Raw genomic sequence first — 17,948 nt, 5'->3', positions numbered from 1 at the left:
TTTGACGAAATAGGAGACATAACGATGGACAGGAAAACGCAGTATGCTAGACAATCCATTGAAAATATTTTAAACAAAGAAATCAAAGAAGGGCAGCTTGCGGGTGCCGGAATCAGTGTTATCCATAAAGGGGAAAAGGTGATACACACCTGTCTTGGGTACGCAGATATAGAAAATGAAAAGCCGGTGTCGGAGGATACCATTTTTCGAATTTATTCCATGAGTAAGCCGATTGCAGCCGTAGCTGCCATGATACAGGTGGAGAGAGGATTAATCGATATATTGGCACCGGTATCTGAATACCTTCCGGAATTTAAGGATATGACGGTGATACGAAACGGAAATATGATGCAGGCAAACCGCCAGATTTTAATTAAGGATTTGCTGTGTATGACGTCCGGCATTGTATATCCGGATGTAGATGAAGCTGGAATCTGTATGCAGAAGCTGTTTGACGATGTGGAAAGCAGGCTCGTTTCGGGTGAGCGTATCTCAACAAGGCAGTTATGTAAAATGATTGCGAAGCAGCCGCTGGCATTTCAACCGGGAAAACGATGGAGATATGGGCTTAGTGTTGACGTGATGGGAGCGGTCATTGAGGAAACCTCCGGTAAGCAGTTGTCTGAGTTTTATAAAGAGGAAATTTTTGAGCCATTGGGAATGAGAGATACAGGCTTTTTTGTGGAAAAAGGAAAGCAGGATCGTTTTTCCCAGCTCTACAAATATGAGGGCGGCAAGCTGGTGATTGATGAGGAAAGACATCTTTGTCTCACAAAGTGCTTGGAGAGCCCGAGCTTTGAATCAGCAGGGGCGGGGATTGTCTCGACGCTTGCAGATTATAATCAGTTTGTTCAGATGCTTGTGAATAACGGTACTTTAGGAAATGAAAGAATACTCGGAAGAAAGTCAGCTGAGATGTTTCAGAAGAACCACCTGACCGAAGAGCAGCTTGAATATGTGGGCTTTGATACCTCAATTGGATATGGCTACGGTAATTTTATGCGAGTGTATCAGGAGGCAAAAGAGGCAGAGAGTCTCGGCTCTGTTGGTGAATTTGGCTGGGATGGCTGGAGCGGACCGTATATGACGGTGAATCCGGCTGAGGATTTTACGATTGTTATGATGCTGCAGCGAGGCGGCTATACGAATCCGGCATTGATAAGAAAAATAAGAAATGCTGCTTATTCCATGTTATAAATAATAAAAGTGAGTAAAGGGACGTACTATATGAGGTACGTCCCTTGTTTTGTATCATAGGAAATTCCTGTCTGAATCGTTTTAATATACGATTTAAAGAGGACTCAGCCCAAAATAGTTGAGCAGCCCGCTATAAATAGCGTACGCAAACGCGTACTGCTGATTGGCAAGCTTCCAGGCATCGGATGAATTCGTGATATATCCAAGCTCTACCAAAATGGATGGCATATTTGTCCGGCGCAAAACAAAGAGACTTGGATTTAGAAGAACACCATTATTCTGCATGCCAAGTCTTCTTACAATTTCACGCAAAACTGCGTCGCCGAGCCAGTAAGCTTCACTGTATTGGGAAGCGACATATACTTCTGAACCATTTTGGTTAGGATTCTCGCTTGCGTTTGTATGGATGCTGATAAAATAATTAGCCGGCCACTCATTTGCCATAGTGACTCTTTCTGTCAAGCTGCTTAAATTATCTGTTCCGAGTACCTCTGTCGGAGAGTTTCTAGAGGTACGCACTTCGAATCTGGGATCTGCCGTCAGTAAATCGGCAAGGTAACGTCCCACCATATAGTTAATATCCGATTCATAAATACCGTTTCCCTCGGCGCCACTATTATGGTAGCCGACTGGATTGTGACCTTGGTCAATAAAGATACGGATAGCCAAACTATCACCTTCTATTAAAGAAATATGTTGTTTTAATATATGCAAAATGGGGCAGAATGTGAATAAAATGAAAACTTATAAAAATTTTAAAATATCTATTGACATCTTATGGAATATGATGTATAAATAAAACATAGTATTCATACTGATTAAGTATGAAAATAAAAGCGAATCATAAAAGAGGATAACAGGAGGATTTTATTATGGCAAATATTTATAGCAATATTACAGAATTAGTTGGAAGAACACCGTTAGTAGAATTAAATCAGATTGAAGCAGAAGAAGGTTTAGAAGCGAAGATTGTTGCAAAGCTTGAATACTTTAATCCGGCAGGAAGCGTAAAGGACAGAATTGCAAAGGCAATGATTGAGGATGCAGAGGAAAAGGGCTTACTTAAAGAAGGCAGCACCATCATCGAGCCTACAAGCGGAAATACCGGTATCGGTCTTGCTTCCATTGCAGCAGCAAGAGGCTATAAAGCAATCTTTGTAATGCCTGAGACCATGAGCGTTGAGAGAAGAAAGCTCTTAAAAGGCTATGGTGCGGAAATTGTGTTGACAGAAGGTGCAAAGGGAATGTCAGGCGCGATTGCAAAAGCAGATGAACTTGCAAAAGAAATTCCAGACGCAATTATTTTAGGACAGTTCATCAACGAAGCAAATCCTAAGACACATTTAGAGACAACAGGACCGGAAATCTGGAATGATACAGACGGTAAAGTAGATATATTGGTATCAGGTGTCGGTACAGGCGGAACGGTTACAGGCGCAGGGGAATATTTAAAGAGCCAGAATCCTAATGTGAAGGTAGTGGCAGTTGAGCCTGCAAGCTCACCTGTTTTAAGCAAAGGAACACCGGGACCTCATAAGATTCAGGGAATTGGAGCAGGTTTTGTGCCAAAGGTATTAAATACAAGTATATATGACGAAATAATAACAGTTGAAAATGATGATGCATTCGCAACTGCAAGACAGATTGGATTTAAAGAAGGTATCTTAGTAGGAATCTCCTCCGGAGCAGCTCTCTGGGCAGCAGTTCAGTTGGCGAAGAAACCGGAAAACAAAGGAAAGACCATTGTTGCCATTCTTCCGGATACAGGAGAGAGATATTTATCCACTCCATTGTTTGACTAATAAAACTATTGACAAAATATCCGAAGAGGAATATACTGTAGCAAAGTAAAGTTTTAAACCGTAGAACAAGAGTAGTAGTTATATTATGTTATTTTCAGAGAGCTGTTGGTTGGTGTGAGACAGTATTAGCAATATAGCGAATGGACTTGTGAGGGCAGCTTGAAACCGTTTGGGAGTAGACGCTGACGGGAGCCTTATCCGTTAACAACGAGGAATGCATGATAGTGCATAAATGAGTGGATGTTTTTAACATCAAACTGGGTGGTACCGCAGAAGTTAAGCTTTTGTCCCTATATTTATATATAGGGATGAGAGCTTTTTTTATATGATAGGAATTTTCTTCGAAATTTCTTAATCATATAAAAATATTATGCGCACCATGCTGATAGGAAGTAGTTGCTTTGCAACCCACACGGGTGCAAAGTGTGAGTAAACTCATGCTTTCTTATTCCTCAAAAATTTTTAGTAAAGGAGCCAAACTATGATAAAAGAAGCGATTTACAAACTGATTAACGGCAATGACTTAACCTATGAGGAAGCAAAAAAAGTTATGGAAGAAATGATGGACGGAACCGCCACACAGGCGCAGATGGGGTCCTTTCTGACGAGTCTTAGAATGCAGGGAGAAACCATTGATGAGATTACGGCATTTGCTACCGTGATGCGGGAGAAAGGGATTAAAATTCAGCCGCAGAGAGAGGTAATCGATATTGTGGGCACCGGAGGAGACGAGGTAGGGACGTTTAACATCTCGACAACGAGCGCGTTTGTTGTTGCAGCGGGGAAGGTTCCGGTTGCAAAGCATGGAAACCGGAGCGTGTCAAGCAAAAGCGGTGCAGCGGATGTGCTTGAAAAGCTGGGCGTAAATTTGATGCTCACGCCGGGACAAAATGAGGAGATTTTGAATAAAATCGGCATCTGTTTTATGTTTGCACCGGTATATCATTCGTCCATGAAATATGCGGCTCCTGTGAGAAAGGAAGTAGGAATTCGAACTGTATTTAATATTTTGGGACCGCTCTCCAATCCGGCAGCGGCAACGATGCAGCTATTAGGTGTGTATGATCCGAAACTGGCAGAGCCGTTGGCGCAGGTACTGTCCAATCTTGGCGTGACAAGAGGTGTGGTAGTATGCGGAAAGGATGGTTTGGACGAGATTACTCTAACGGGTGAGACAATGGTTTATGAAATCAGAGAAGGAAAAATAACCGACTATACGATTAAGCCGGAGGACTTTGGTCTGAAATCCTGTGAATTATCTGAATTAATCGGCGGTACACCGGAAGAAAATGCGAAGATAACAGAACATATTTTGCTTGGAAAGGAAACCGGTCCAAAGCGAGATGTTGTACTGATGAACGCAGGTATGTGCCTTTATCTTGGAATTGATGGTATCACCTTGAAAGAAGGTGTTGAGATGGCAGCAGAAATCATTGAATCCCAAAAGGCATATGAAAAGCTTATGGAATTTGTGAAAGCGACAAATGAGGAGGAGCAATAAAGGAAGGGTTGGTTGTATCGAAGTTTGTAAAAAAAGCGCATTTTTTTCAATTCCCTGTAGAAACTGGTACTTTTTTTCAATTTACAAAAGACAAAAAATTGTGTATTCTTATAAGAGTAGTCTATTTGCAGGGAGGCAGAAATGAAATTAGTAATTGATAGATTTGAAGGGAAGTTTGCGGTCTGTATACAGGAGGATAAGGTCATTAATATCCCAAGATACAAACTTCCGATAGAAGCGAAAGATGGAGACTGTCTGATACTGGAAAACGGCTTTTTTATCGTGAACAATGAAGAGACGGAAGAAAGACGAGGCGGCATCCGAAAAATGATGGAAGATTTAAAAAAGAAAAAGCAGTGATGAGTGAAGCAAGAAATGGGCTTGACAAATCTTTTCCATATGATAAAATATGAGTATTGTATGGATACAGACTGTGATGAGGAGTATTAAGAGAAATAAGGTTACAGAGAACTATCGGCCGGTGTGAGATAGTACCTAAAAGCTCCCAACTCGCCTCGGAGTTCCTTGATTGAAATCAGTAGATTGAGGCGGGATTTCCCGTTATAGAAATAGAGTGCATTTTGCATTGGCAAAATGAATTAGAGTGGTACCGCGAATATTCCCTTTCGTCTCTATATTGAGATGAGAGGGATTTTTTATATGATTAGGAAATCTTTTCGAAATTTTCTAATCATAAAAACATTATGCGCACCTCGCAAGGAGGAAGTGGCTGCTTTGCAGCCCGCTCGGGCGCAAAGAATGTGTAAAGCACATTCTTTTATTATATCAAAGGAAATTTGAGAGGAGAATTATCATGTCAGAAGTTTATAATCACAAGATTGTGGAGAAAAAATGGCAGAAGGTTTGGGATGATGAAAAGGCATTTGCAGTTGCAAACGACTATTCCAAGCCAAAATATTATGCATTGGTGGAGTTTCCGTATCCGTCAGGACAGGGGCTTCATGTAGGACATCCAAGACCATACACGGCACTTGATATCGTAGCAAGAAAGAGGAGAATGCAGGGCTATAACGTGCTGTATCCGATGGGTTGGGATGCGTTTGGTCTTCCGACTGAAAATTATGCAATTCAGAATAAAATTCATCCGAAAATTGTAACACGCAATAATGTGCAGAGATTTAAGGAACAGCTTCATTCACTGGGATATTCTTTTGACTGGGACAGAGAGATTAACACAACCGATCCGAATTACTATAAATGGACACAGTGGATTTTCTTAAAGCTTTTCAAGGCAGGTTTGGCATATAAGACAGAGATGCCGATTAACTGGTGTACCTCCTGTAAAGTGGGACTTGCAAACGAAGAGGTGGTAAACGGCGTGTGCGAGCGCTGCGGTTCCGAGGTAGTGCGCAAGGTGAAAAGTCAGTGGATGCTGAAGATTACAGAATATGCGGATAAGTTGATTGAAGGCTTGGATTCCGTTGACTATGTTGAAAAGGTAAAGGTTTCACAGAAAAACTGGATCGGAAAATCAGAGGGTGCAGAGGTTGACTTTGTTGTAAAAGACAAAGAGGAAAAGCTTAGAATCTACACGACAAGACCGGACACCTTATTCGGTGCTACCTATATGGTAGTATCACCGGAACATCCGATTATCGATAAGTATAAGGCAGATTTGAAAAACTGGGCTGCCATTGAAGAATACAGAGAGATGGCATCCAAAAAGTCTGATTTTGAGCGTGCAGAGCTTGCAAAAGAAAAGACCGGTGTTGTTTTGGATGGTTTGACTGCAATTAATCCTGCCAACGGAAAAGAGATTCCTATCTGGATTTCAGATTATGTATTGATGACCTACGGAACAGGAGCTATCATGGCAGTTCCGGCTCACGATGAGAGAGACTGGGAATTTGCAAAGAAATTTGACCTTCCGATTATTGAAGTAGTAAGCGGCGGTGATGTGCAAAAAGAAGCGTTCACAAATGTTGCAACAGGAATTTTGGTAAACTCCGATTTCTTAAATGGCTTGGAGGTTGCCGATGCAAAGAAGAAAATGATTGAATTCCTAAGTGAAAAAGGCATTGGCGAGAAAAAGGTTAATTTCAAGCTGAGAGACTGGGTATTTTCCAGACAAAGATACTGGGGAGAGCCGATTCCAATTGTGAAATGTGAAAAATGCGGCTATGTTCCTCTTGATGAGAGTGAGCTTCCTTTAGAGCTTCCGGAGGTTGACAGCTATATGCCGACAGATAACGGAGAATCTCCGATTGCAGCAATGACAGACTGGGTGAGTACAACATGCCCATGCTGCGGCGGAACGGCTCAGAGAGAGACAGATACAATGCCTCAGTGGGCAGGTTCCTCCTGGTACTTCTTAAGGTATACAGATCCTCACAACAACGAAGCACTGGCAAGCAAGGAGGCACTGGATTACTGGCTTCCTGTTGACTGGTACAATGGCGGTATGGAGCATACAACCTTGCATTTATTATATTCTCGTTTCTGGCATAAATTCCTGTATGATAACAAGGTAGTGCCGACTTCAGAGCCATACCAGAAGAGAACTTCCCACGGTATGATTTTGGGAGAAAACGGAGAAAAGATGTCAAAATCCCGCGGAAACGTGGTAAATCCGGATGATATCGTTAACGAATACGGTGCAGACACCCTGCGTACCTATGAAATGTTTATCGGCGCGTTTGATTTGAGCGCTTCCTGGTCGGAAGACGGAGTAAAGGGCTGTCGTCGTTTCCTTGACAGAGTGTGGAAACTTCAGGATATGGTGACGGAGGAAGAAGGTTATTCCTCTGTTATGGAAACCAAAATGCATCAGACAATTAAGAAGGTAAGCCTTGATTTTGAGAGTCTCAAATACAATACCGCTATTGCGGCGATGATGGCGCTGATTAACGATTTTTACAAGAAGAATCAGGTGACAAAGGATGAGTTTAAGACATTGATTGCGCTGCTAAATCCGGTTGCACCTCATATGACGGAGGAGTTGTGGGAGATGCTTGGCTTTGCGGGTAAAGTTTATCAGGCAACCTGGCCGGAATATGATGAGGCAAAGACAGTGGAAGACACGGTAGAAATTGCAGTTCAGATTAACGGAAAGACAAAGGGAACAGTCACAATCAGCAAGGATGAGGCGAAGGAAAGCGTAATTGCAAAGGCGAAGGAAGAGATTGCGGATAAGCTGACAGGTACGATTGTGAAGGAGATTTATGTCCCGGGCCGTATCGTAAATATTGTTATAAATTTATTTTAAGAAAATCTTACGAAAATAGAAAATGTATAAAAAATATTGAAATATCTAAATGGTTTTGGTATTATTTTATAAAATGAGTATTGGCATAGTATCTTTTAGATAAGGGTGTTAATCAGTATTTAACAATGCTTGTTTTCAAAATTTCATAGCAGTTTATCGAGATATAGACTGGAATACGATTGAGAAAGAGAGAAAAGTATGAAGAAACTACACATAGTCTTTTTGGCAGCACTGACCGCAACTTTAATGTTTTCCGGATGCGGCTCAAAGAAAACGGAAGAGCCAGTAGAGCCGGTAGCAGTAGAAACGCCGGTACAGGAAGTTGAGGAAGAGCCAGCAGAGCCGGTGGTAGAAGAGCCACAGGAAGAGGTATTACCGGAAGGGAAGAAGAGAAGTGCATTAACAAACGAAATTGTGGACGAAGCAGTTGCAAATTCTCGTCCGATTGCCATTATGCTTCCAACTGACAAATCAGCTCAACCGCAATATGGTATCGGTGAGGCAGGAATTTTATATGAATGTATGGAAGAGGGTAATATGTCACGTCAGATGGCAATTATCGAAGACTGGCAGAATATGAATCAGCTTGGAAATGTTCGAAGCAGCCGTGACTATTATGTTTACTGGGCACTGGAATGGGATTCTATTTTAGTACATTTTGGCGGACCGTATTATCTGGCAGATATTGTTTCCAGATCAGATGTTGACAATATAACAGGATGTGCGGTAAACGACACGACAGCAGCACCGGGAGCGGGAGCGTTTTACCGTACAACGGATAAGCAGGCGCCACATAATGCATACACATCAGGTGCAAAACTTTTAGAGTATGTGAATTCACTTGAATACTCTGTGGAGCACAGAGATGAGTATTTTGAAGAGGATCATTTTACTTTTGCAAAAGAGGATGAGCCGAATACATTGGAAGGCGCAAATGGCGTGTTAGAGGCAACAAGTGTTGACTTAACACCTGCGTTCCCATATACACAGTCTGCATTGGAATACAATGCAACAGAAGGAATTTATTACAAGACACTGTACGGTTCTGCACAGAAAGATGGTGCAACAGGCGAGCAGCTTAAATTTGAGAATGTAATTGTACAGTTTACTTATCATGAGACAAGAGATGCAAAGGGATATCTTGCATTTGGCTGTATTGATGACCAGTATGACGGTTATTTCATCACAGAAGGCAAGGCGATTCACGTAAATTGGAAGAAAACTTCTGATTATGAGCCTACCAAATACTATGATGATAACGGCAATGAAGTTGAGTTAAATACAGGAAAGACCTATATTGCAATTGTAGAGAGTGACGACCCTGTTATTATCAACGATGTAGAATATTCTTCTAAGACAGTAAAATAATTGAATATTTTCTTATGATACAAAATGTACCCTGAGGCTTTCTGTTAAGTAAGCTTTTGGGGTACATTTTTTTTGACAAAATACCGATATATCAATATAATAAAGATAGAACAAAAGAATTAAAAATAGAGTGGTTTTGAGAAGCAGAGATGAAAGAAGGAAACCTATGTACGACGAATTGACCCAAGGTGATATTAAACGGATGCAGGAGGAGATTGAACACAGGAAGCTGGTAGTCCGAAAGGAGGCACTGGAGGCAGTAAAAGAGGCTAGAGCACACGGTGATTTAAGTGAAAACTTTGAATACCATGCGGCAAAAAAGGACAAGAACAGCAACGAAAGCAGAATTAGATATTTGGAAAAGATGATTAAGACGGCAAAAATCATATCGGATGATTCGAAGGAAGACGAGGTGGGAATTAATAATACGATAGAAGTATATTTTGAGGAGGAGGACGAAGTGGAGACATACAAGCTGATTACCACTGTCAGGGGAAACTCTCTGGCGGGCTTAATCAGTATTGATTCTCCTCTTGGAAAAGCAATACAGGGGCGCAAGGTAAATGACAGAGTCTACGTTAAGGTGAGCGAGGACTACGGATATTATGTCGTTATCAAATCAATCAAAAAAACGGTTGATGATGGAAGCGATAAATTGAGAAGCTTTTAGAAAGCGCAGGAGGACAAAAGATGAATAATTTAAAGATGAGAACAAAAATGTTGTTGCTTTGTGTATTGGCAGGAGTCGTTATTGTACTTTTATCTGTATCAAGTATTAACAATATGTATTCGATCGGAAATCAGGCACTTAACAATTTGGATACAACAATCAGGACCGATTATGACAAGAATATCAAGGATCAGGTAGATAATGCGATTTCCTTGATTGATGCAATTAATCAAAAAGCAGAAAATGGTGAATACACCACGGAGGAAGCCAAGAAGCTTGCAGCAGATTTGATTCGCGGGCTTTCATATGGTGAGGCAGGATATTTCTGGATTGATCAGTATGACGGAACAAACGTGGTGCTTCTGGGCGGCGATGTAGAGGGAACGAACCGTCTTGAAACAAAGGATGCAAACGGCTATGAGATGATTAAGAATATTATAAAGGTAGGGCAAGACGGAGGAGGCTATACGGATTATATGTTCCCTAAATCAGGAGGAACAGAACCGTTCCCTAAAAGGTCATATAGTAAGGCATACGAGCCATATGGCTGGGTAATCGGAACCGGAAATTATACCGATTATATTAATACAGCAGTTCAGGAGGAATCTCTGGTAGTACAGAAGGAGATGAACAATAAGATTACCCTTACGCTGATAATAAGTGCCCTTTGTCTAGGTGGACTTGTCGCGGTCTCAATTTTAATTACAAGAAGTATTCTTGGTGCGCTGAAGGTATCAGTAAACTACATAAAGGTCTTGGCTGGCGGAGATTTTACAGAGGGACTGCCGGATAAGATTTTATCAAGAAGAGATGAGTTTGGTGTTTTGTCAGTTGAGATGCTTCGTATGAAGGAACAAATCGGAACCTTAATTGGGCAGGTAAAAAGTGAGGCCGGAACGATAAATCATGTGGTATCGGATGTAAAAGTAAACATGTCCGAGTTAAATGGTGAGATTGAAGGAATTTCAGCAACAACCGAGGAGCTTGCAGCAAGCACCGAAGCGACGGCAGCTTCCACAGAACAGATTGCTGCTATGTCACACGAAATTGATATGGCAACAAGAAGTATCGCAGAAAAATCCAGTGAAGGTGCCTCCCATGTGGTGGATATATTCAAAAGAGCAGAAAAAGCAAAAAATGATACAGTAGAAAAACGACAGACAACCCAAAGAATTGAAAGTGAAATCAGAGGAAGCCTGGAGGCTGCATTGGAAGAAATCAAGGTTGTAGAGCAGATTGAGGTGCTCTCACAGTCTATTATGAGTATTACTCAGCAAACTAATTTGCTGGCGTTAAATGCGTCTATTGAGGCGGCAAGAGCAGGGGAAGCGGGCAAGGGCTTTGCGGTTGTTGCCGGTGAGATTGGTTCCTTGGCAGAGCAGTCCAGAAGTGCGGTTGGCAGAATTCAGGAAGTGACGACAGGAGTTACCGCCTCGGTTGACAGACTGGCAAATGATTCAGTTAAGCTGCTCGATTTTGTGGCAAATGACGTAACGACAGCGTTTGATATGTTTGATTATGTATCTGATTCCTATAGCAAGGATGCCAGCTTTGTAGATGAGCTTGTCACGGATTTTAGTGCCACATCAGAGGAGTTACTTGCCTCCATCGAGGGTGTACTAAAATCAATTGAGGACATCGGAATTGCATCACAGGAAGTGGCGACAGGAACAACAGATATTGCAGCACGTTCCGGCGATGTAATGAATAAGTCATCAGTTGTAACGCAGGAAATAGAAAAATCAGAGGAAGTAGCAAGACATTTATATGAGGAGATTGGAAAGTTTAAGATAAGTGAAATTTAGGTTAGGAATTGAGAGAATGTGCTTCGCACATTCTCTCAGCTTTATTATATACATCCGAACAGCCTTAAGAAATCTTTAAGAATTGAGGAAACAGCAGAGAACATCAGTGATAGCAAAGAAATACCAAAAATAACAGCAATATACCAACGAATAATATTTTGATTGGGGTTAAATTAGGTTTTGACATATGTTATAATGTCGGTAGACATTATAACCCCGGATGGGATACAGCATGAATTGCAGAGCAATTCCATATAATGTCGGTAGACATTATAACCCTAAATGGGATATAGCATGAATTGCCAAGCAATTCATATAATAAAAAATAACATATATTTATAGTAGGCAGGTTAAATAGCATGGACAAAAAAAGACGTAAACGAAAAACAGCAAAAAGGACAAGGATACTTCAGAGAAATGCAGGAATTGTTACGGGTGTTTCTGTTGTTCTGATTTATGTGGCGTTTTCTCTCTTTTATACGTGGAAATTTTATCCGGGAACTACCATTAACGGAGTACTTTGCTCTAATATGGCGGTGGAGAAGGCAAAAGATGTAATTTCCACTCAGGTGAGAGAGTATACCCTGACAATCAAAGAACGAGACGATAAGACCGAACAAATCAAGGGAAGTGATATTAATCTCGAGATTTATTTTGACGGCGGACTTGAGAGACTAAAGGAAAAACAAAACGGTTTTCTATGGCCAATCGGAATTTTTACAAATCACGACTATGAAATCGGAACGATGTTACAATATGATGAAGATTTATTGGAAAGCTTTTATAATTATTTGGAGTGCTTCAATGAAGAGAATACAATAGAACCACAGGCAGCACATATTTCGGAGTACGAGAACGGCGGATATCATGTAGCGGAAGCAGTGCCGGGAAATGTAGTGAAAAAAGATGAGTTTTACGAGATACTGAAAGAAAAAATAATGTCTCTGGATGAGGAGGTTTCCATTGAGAAGGAGGGAGCTTATAAAGAGGCTGCCGAGGTTGATGCGGAGGTGCTAAACAGCACAGTTGAGGCAATGAATCAGCTGCTGAAAGCAAATATTACATACGAATTTGATTCGGATAAAGAAGTGGTAGATGCAGACAGAATACATGAATGGATTACAGTGGACGAGAATTATAACGTTACATTGGATGAAACAAAGGTGAAGGAATTTGTAGACTATATAGGTAAAACCTATAACACCTTTGGTCAGGTGCGCTCTTTAAAGACCTCCTATGGTAAAACAATTGAGATATCCGGTGGAGATTACGGCTGGTGGCTCGACCGTACAAGCGAGGTTACAGAGCTTGCGGCGGCAATTAAGGAGGGGATGCAGGGCGTTAAGGAGCCTGTTTATTTCCAAACCGCAAGCCAGTATGGAAAAGATGATGTCGGCGATACCTATGTGGAGATTAATCTGACTGCACAGCATTTATTTTTTTACAAGGATGGGGCACTCGTTGTAGAATCGGATTTCGTATCCGGAAACCTCATGAAGAATTATGGAACTCCGGTTGGAACCTACCCAATCCAATATAAACAAAGGGATGCAACGCTGGTAGGCGAAGACTATGAAACACCGGTATCCTACTGGATGCCTTTTAACGGAAATATCGGAATGCATGATGCCCCTTGGCGCAGCAGTTTTGGTAAGGATATTTATCTAAGAAGCGGCTCTCATGGCTGTATCAATTTGCCGCCTGCCGTTGCGCAGAAAATATATGAAGGTATTTCACGAGGCGTGGGTGTGTATGTATACGAGCTGCCAGGAACGGAAAATTACACTGTGACTTCCGATACGGAGACGACACCTCAGACTGATACAACCACGCAGGACGGTAACACACAAAATGGTACAACACAGGATGGTACAACTCAGAATAGTGCCCCTGGCAGTACAACGCAAAATAATTCGACGCAAAATTAGGGACATAGGAAACAGAGGAATTATTTATGAAAAACTTACTAAAGTATATCAGACCGTATTATAAAATTATGCTGATAGGGCTTATTATTAAGATAACTGCAACAAACTTTGAGCTGGCACTGCCGTGGGTTTTATCCTATATGATTGATTATGTAATCCCGCAGAAGAGTATATCTAAAATACTTGTGTTCGGAGTTATTATGCTTATCTGTACAATAGGGGCAGCAGCGTTAAATATCAGTGCAAACAGGAGGGCATCGAAAGTAGCGAGAGATGTTACGGAGACGATACGAAACGATTTATTTAAAAAAGTAGCGTATTTATCAAATTCACAGATTGATACCGTAACACTTCCCTCCATCATAGCAAGGCTTACGACCGATACATACAATGTACACAGTTTGATAGGGATGGGACAAAGACTTGGCATCAGAGCACCAATTATGTTTGTGGGTGGTGTGGCATTGACGCTGACTTTGGATCCTGTCCTTACGCTTGTCATGCTGAGTGTATTGCCGTTGATTGTCTTGGTTATTATACAGGTGTATAAAAGGGCAATGCCGATGTATCGTGAGCTACAGAGAAAAATTGATCGTTTTGTTCAGGTTGTAAGGGAGGACAGTGCCGGTATCAGGGTAATTAAGGCATTGTCTAAGACAGAATACGAGAAGACAAGATTTAGCGTTGCAAACGAAGAGGTTGTTAAAAAAGAACAGCAGGCAGGCATGACGATGGGAATTTTAAATCCATCCATGAACCTTTTTTTGAATGTCGGTATGGTTCTCGTCTTGCTGGCAGGAGCATATCGGGTCAACACAGGGTTTAGCACACCGGGTAAAATCATTGCTTTTATGACCTATGTTACATTAATTTTAAATGCAATTCTGTTTATTTCCAGGATATTTGTTACCTACTCAAAGGCAGAGGCATCCGCCAATCGTATCACCGAAATTCTAAATATGGAAGACGAGCTGGTAAAGGAGGAGGTGCCAAAGGAAAACAGTGAATACCATGTTGAATTTGACAGGGTATCTTTTGCTTATGAAAATATGACGCGGACGCTTGAAGATATCAGTTTTTCTTTGAAAAGAGGAGAGACGCTTGGTATCATTGGTGCCACAGGCTCAGGAAAGACGGCGATTATCAATCTTCTCATGCGGTTTTACGATGTGAATCAGGGAACAATATGCATTGACGGAGAAAACATTAAATCAATGGAATTGCAGGAACTGAGAAAAAGGTTTGGTATTGTATTTCAAAATGATATCCTGTTTAATGAGTCCATCTACGAAAATATTCGAATTGGGCGTGAAATTGAAAACTCCGACCTTCTTAGAGCGGCAGAATATGCCAGAGCCAAGGAATTTATTGAGGATAAGGAAGACGGCTTTGAGGGGTCGGTTAGCATAAAGGGCGCAAATCTCTCCGGAGGGCAGAAGCAGAGAGTACTTATTGCAAGAGCTTTGGCAGGAAAGCCCGAAATTCTCATATTGGATGATTCCTCAAGTGCCTTGGATTACAAGACGGATGCCGCACTCAGAAAGGAAATTCGAGAGAATTTCAAAGATACGACAACGATACTCATTGCACAGAGAATAAGTTCTATTCGCTTTGCAGACCATATCCTTGTGCTGCAGGACGGCAGGATGGCGGGCTATGGCGTACATGAGGAGCTATTACGGGATTGCTCCATTTATAAAGAGATATATTCCTCACAGATGGGAGGGTATGAAAATGAATAGCAAAAGAAAACATACATTAAAGAGACTGCTTCAATACCTGCTGAAATCAAAAGGGCTTTTAACCTTAGCAATTTTGCTGGGAATCGGAGGAAATATACTGGCACTTTTTTCTCCCATGCTGTCGGGCTATGCGATTAACTATATTGAGCCGGGAAAGGGTGCGGTTGATTTTTCAAAGGTATTGTATTACGTTATTATGATGGTGATTACCTTTACCGCCTCCTCCCTTTTATCCTACCTTCTGACGCTTATTATGCTGCAAATCGGAAAGGAGGTATCCTATCAGCTTCGAAAGGATGTATTTGACAGCCTGATGGGTGTGCCGGTGTCCTACTTTGATGTTCATCCGACGGGTGATATTATCAGTAAGATTTCTTATGATATTGACACGGTAAATACATCTTTGTCTTCTGACTTGGTGACAATTTGCTCAAGTGTTATTATGGTGGTGGGCTCCTTTCTTATGATGATTGTCATATCACCTAGCCTGGTTGTTATATTTTTATTTACCGTTCCACTTTCAATTCTTGTAACAAGGAAGCTCACCGGTGTCACGAGACCGCTGTTTCGGAAGCGTTCCGCCAGAATGGGGGAGCTAAACGGCTTTGCGGAAGAGATGACGACAGGGCTTAAGACATTGAAGGCATATAATCAGGAAAAAAATACGACAGACAAGTTTGCCGAGAAAAATAAGGCGGCGGTAGACGCTTACTATGAGGCTGATTATCAGTCGTCTATCGTGGGTCCACTTGTAAACGGCATCAACAACCTCTCTATGACATTGGTCAGTGTGATTGGGGCGATTTTTTATCTGCTTGGCAGTATGAATTTGGGAAGTATCTCTTCCTTTATTCTTTATTCCAGAAAGTTTTCCGGACCGATTAATGAAGCGGCAAATATTATAAGTGAATTTCAGTCCTCACTGGCAGCGGCAGAACGGGTATTTCAGATTATCGACGAGGCACCGGAGCCGGAGGACAGAAGCGACGCAAAGCCGATTGACGGCATAGAGGGAAGAGTGGAGCTTAGAAATGTTTCATTTGGCTACACGGATGACAAGATGATTTTTCATGACTTAACGCTTTGTGCCGGAGAGGGCAAAACAGTTGCTATCGTCGGCCCTACAGGGGCAGGAAAGACCACACTGATTAATCTGCTGATGCGGTTTTATGATGTGAACGGCGGCGAAATTACCATTGACGGGAAAGATATTCATGACGTGACAAGAAGCAGTCTGAGACGTTCTTATGCGATGGTTTTGCAGGATACATGGTTGTTTCACGGAACGATTTATGATAATATTCGTTATGGAAATGAAAAAGCGGCAAGAGAGGAAGTAATCAAAGCGGCAAAGGCAGCCAATATACATAATTATATTATGTCACTGCCAAAAGGGTATGATACAATTTTGACAGACGAGGGAACGAATATATCCAAAGGGCAAAAGCAGATGCTTACAATTGCAAGGGCGATGCTTTTGGAAGCAAATATTTTGATTTTGGATGAGGCAACCTCCAACGTGGACACTCGTACCGAAATAATGATTCAGGATGCGATGGCGAAGCTGATGAAAAACAAGACCTGTTTTATTATTGCCCACCGTCTCTCTACCATTCGAAACGCCGATCAGATTCTTGTGGTAAAGGACGGCGACATTATCGAACAGGGAAACCATGTGGATTTGATGGAGAAAAGAGGCTTTTACAGACAGCTATATGATTCACAATTTGACTAAAAAGGAGCAAAAAAATGGATTTTATTGAAATTATCAAGGTAATTATACTTGGAATCGTGGAAGGAATTACAGAATGGCTTCCAATCAGCAGTACCGGACATATGATTTTAGTGGATGAATTTATACAGATGAATATGACACCGGAGTTTAAGGAAATGTTTTTTGTTGTAATTCAGCTAGGGGCGATTATGGCGGTAGTCATCCTGTTTTGGAATAAATTATTCCCTTTGAAAAAAGAGGAAGGGGAAGTTCGGGTTAATTGGGATATTATGAATCTGTGGTTTAAAATTGTTGTATCCTGTGCACCGGCAGCGGTCATTGGAATTTTATTCGATGACAAGCTGGATGAACTGTTTTACAATTATCAGACGGTTTCCATGACCCTGATTATCTATGGTATTTTATTCATTGTGATTGAGAAATGGAACAAAGGGAGAACACCTAAAATAATCGGATTGTCTGAGGTTACCTATCAGACAGCATTGATTATCGGAGTGTTTCAGGTGCTTGCACTTATTCCGGGAACTTCAAGATCAGGAGCTACGATTCTCGGAGCACTTTTGCTTGGAACCTCAAGGGCGGTAGCAACGGAGTTTACCTTCTATTTAGCAATCCCGGTTATGTTTGGGGCAAGCTTTATCAAAATATTGAAATTTGGTTTTGATTTTTCCGCAACGGAGGCAGTCGCGTTGCTTCTTGGCATGGTTACGGCATTTGTTGTATCCGTTTGGGCAATCAAATTTTTGGTAGGATATATCAAGAAGCACGATTTCACCGCATTTGGAGTTTATCGAATTATACTCGGTGCCATTGTTATTGCATGCGGTTTTATGGGGGTATTTCAGTAAGTTATATTTTTTACAAAAACAAAAAGAAACAACATTTCAAAGTGTTGTTTCTTTTTGTTTTTTAACGTGGTTTTGTTGACATTATGAATGGAATTTTATATAATAAAAGCAATAGAGTAAAAAGGA

The 17,948-nt window shown here is 41.3% G+C and carries 13 protein-coding genes and 2 other annotated features; of the genes, 12 read left to right on the top strand and 1 reads right to left on the bottom strand.

The genetic code is table 11. The annotated features are described in order from the left end of the window. The first annotated feature begins 24 nt into the window (after window positions 1-24). Window positions 25-1,197: a serine hydrolase domain-containing protein gene (locus CTY48_RS10470; protein WP_099468442.1), complete on the top strand. Its 1,173-nt coding sequence runs from the start codon at window positions 25-27 to the stop codon at window positions 1,195-1,197. Window positions 1,198-1,290: 93 nt separating this feature from the next. On the opposite strand, the gene CTY48_RS10465 is transcribed toward CTY48_RS10470, so the two are convergent. Next, a complete protein-coding gene (locus CTY48_RS10465; RefSeq protein WP_099468441.1) occupies window positions 1,291-1,866 on the bottom strand; it encodes an N-acetylmuramoyl-L-alanine amidase family protein in 576 nt (191 codons plus the stop codon). Window positions 1,867-2,069: 203 nt separating this feature from the next. Between CTY48_RS10465 and cysK the strand changes: the two genes are divergently transcribed. The 11 genes from cysK to CTY48_RS10410 all read left to right on the top strand — a co-directional run bounded on the left by cysK (window position 2,070) and on the right by CTY48_RS10410 (window position 17,822). Further along, entirely contained in the window at window positions 2,070-2,999 is a 930-nt protein-coding gene (gene cysK / locus CTY48_RS10460) for a cysteine synthase A (RefSeq protein ID WP_099468440.1), read from the top strand. Between the two features lie 52 nt (window positions 3,000-3,051). Beyond that, window positions 3,052-3,294 (top strand) — a binding site (T-box leader). A 186-nt stretch (window positions 3,295-3,480) separates the two neighbouring features. Next, entirely contained in the window at window positions 3,481-4,500 is a 1,020-nt protein-coding gene (gene trpD, locus CTY48_RS10455) for an anthranilate phosphoribosyltransferase (RefSeq protein WP_099468439.1), read from the top strand. Between the two features lie 141 nt (window positions 4,501-4,641). Then, the gene (locus tag CTY48_RS10450) at window positions 4,642-4,860 is read left to right on the top strand and encodes a DUF3006 domain-containing protein (RefSeq protein WP_099468438.1); all 219 of its coding nucleotides are present in this window, start codon (window positions 4,642-4,644) and stop codon (window positions 4,858-4,860) included. A 64-nt stretch (window positions 4,861-4,924) separates the two neighbouring features. Then, window positions 4,925-5,137 (top strand) — a binding site (T-box leader). A gap of 177 nt (window positions 5,138-5,314) precedes the next feature. Then, the gene (leuS, locus tag CTY48_RS10445) at window positions 5,315-7,726 is read left to right on the top strand and encodes a leucine--tRNA ligase (RefSeq protein WP_099468437.1); all 2,412 of its coding nucleotides are present in this window, start codon (window positions 5,315-5,317) and stop codon (window positions 7,724-7,726) included. A 198-nt stretch (window positions 7,727-7,924) separates the two neighbouring features. Further along, a complete protein-coding gene (locus tag CTY48_RS10440; RefSeq protein ID WP_099468436.1) occupies window positions 7,925-9,094 on the top strand; it encodes a DUF3048 domain-containing protein in 1,170 nt (389 codons plus the stop codon). Window positions 9,095-9,260: 166 nt separating this feature from the next. Beyond that, window positions 9,261-9,764 carry a GreA/GreB family elongation factor gene (locus tag CTY48_RS10435; protein WP_099468435.1) on the top strand — a complete coding sequence of 168 codons (504 nt, stop codon included), beginning with the start codon at window positions 9,261-9,263 and terminating at the stop codon, window positions 9,762-9,764. A 20-nt stretch (window positions 9,765-9,784) separates the two neighbouring features. Further along, complete coding sequence (locus CTY48_RS10430) at window positions 9,785-11,569, top strand: methyl-accepting chemotaxis protein (RefSeq protein ID WP_099468434.1); 1,785 nt, start codon at window positions 9,785-9,787, stop codon at window positions 11,567-11,569. A 359-nt stretch (window positions 11,570-11,928) separates the two neighbouring features. Next, window positions 11,929-13,497 (top strand): L,D-transpeptidase family protein, encoded by a 1,569-nt coding sequence (locus CTY48_RS10425; protein WP_099468433.1) that lies wholly within the window; start codon window positions 11,929-11,931, stop codon window positions 13,495-13,497. 26 nt (window positions 13,498-13,523) lie between these two features. Next, complete coding sequence (locus tag CTY48_RS10420) at window positions 13,524-15,239, top strand: ABC transporter ATP-binding protein (protein ID WP_099468432.1); 1,716 nt, start codon at window positions 13,524-13,526, stop codon at window positions 15,237-15,239. After that, window positions 15,232-16,974: an ABC transporter ATP-binding protein gene (locus CTY48_RS10415; protein ID WP_236354881.1), complete on the top strand. Its 1,743-nt coding sequence runs from the start codon at window positions 15,232-15,234 to the stop codon at window positions 16,972-16,974. The genes CTY48_RS10420 and CTY48_RS10415 overlap by 8 nt, the downstream gene beginning before the upstream one ends. A gap of 14 nt (window positions 16,975-16,988) precedes the next feature. After that, entirely contained in the window at window positions 16,989-17,822 is an 834-nt protein-coding gene (locus tag CTY48_RS10410) for an undecaprenyl-diphosphate phosphatase (RefSeq protein ID WP_099468430.1), read from the top strand. Window positions 17,823-17,948: the final 126 nt, after the last annotated feature.

This window comes from Konateibacter massiliensis (assembly GCF_900184995.1).
Lineage (GTDB): Bacteria > Bacillota > Clostridia > Lachnospirales > Lachnospiraceae > Lachnotalea > Lachnotalea massiliensis.
The sequence above is the reverse complement of the archived record's forward strand: the minus strand, read 5'-3'. Positions and strand labels throughout refer to the sequence as shown.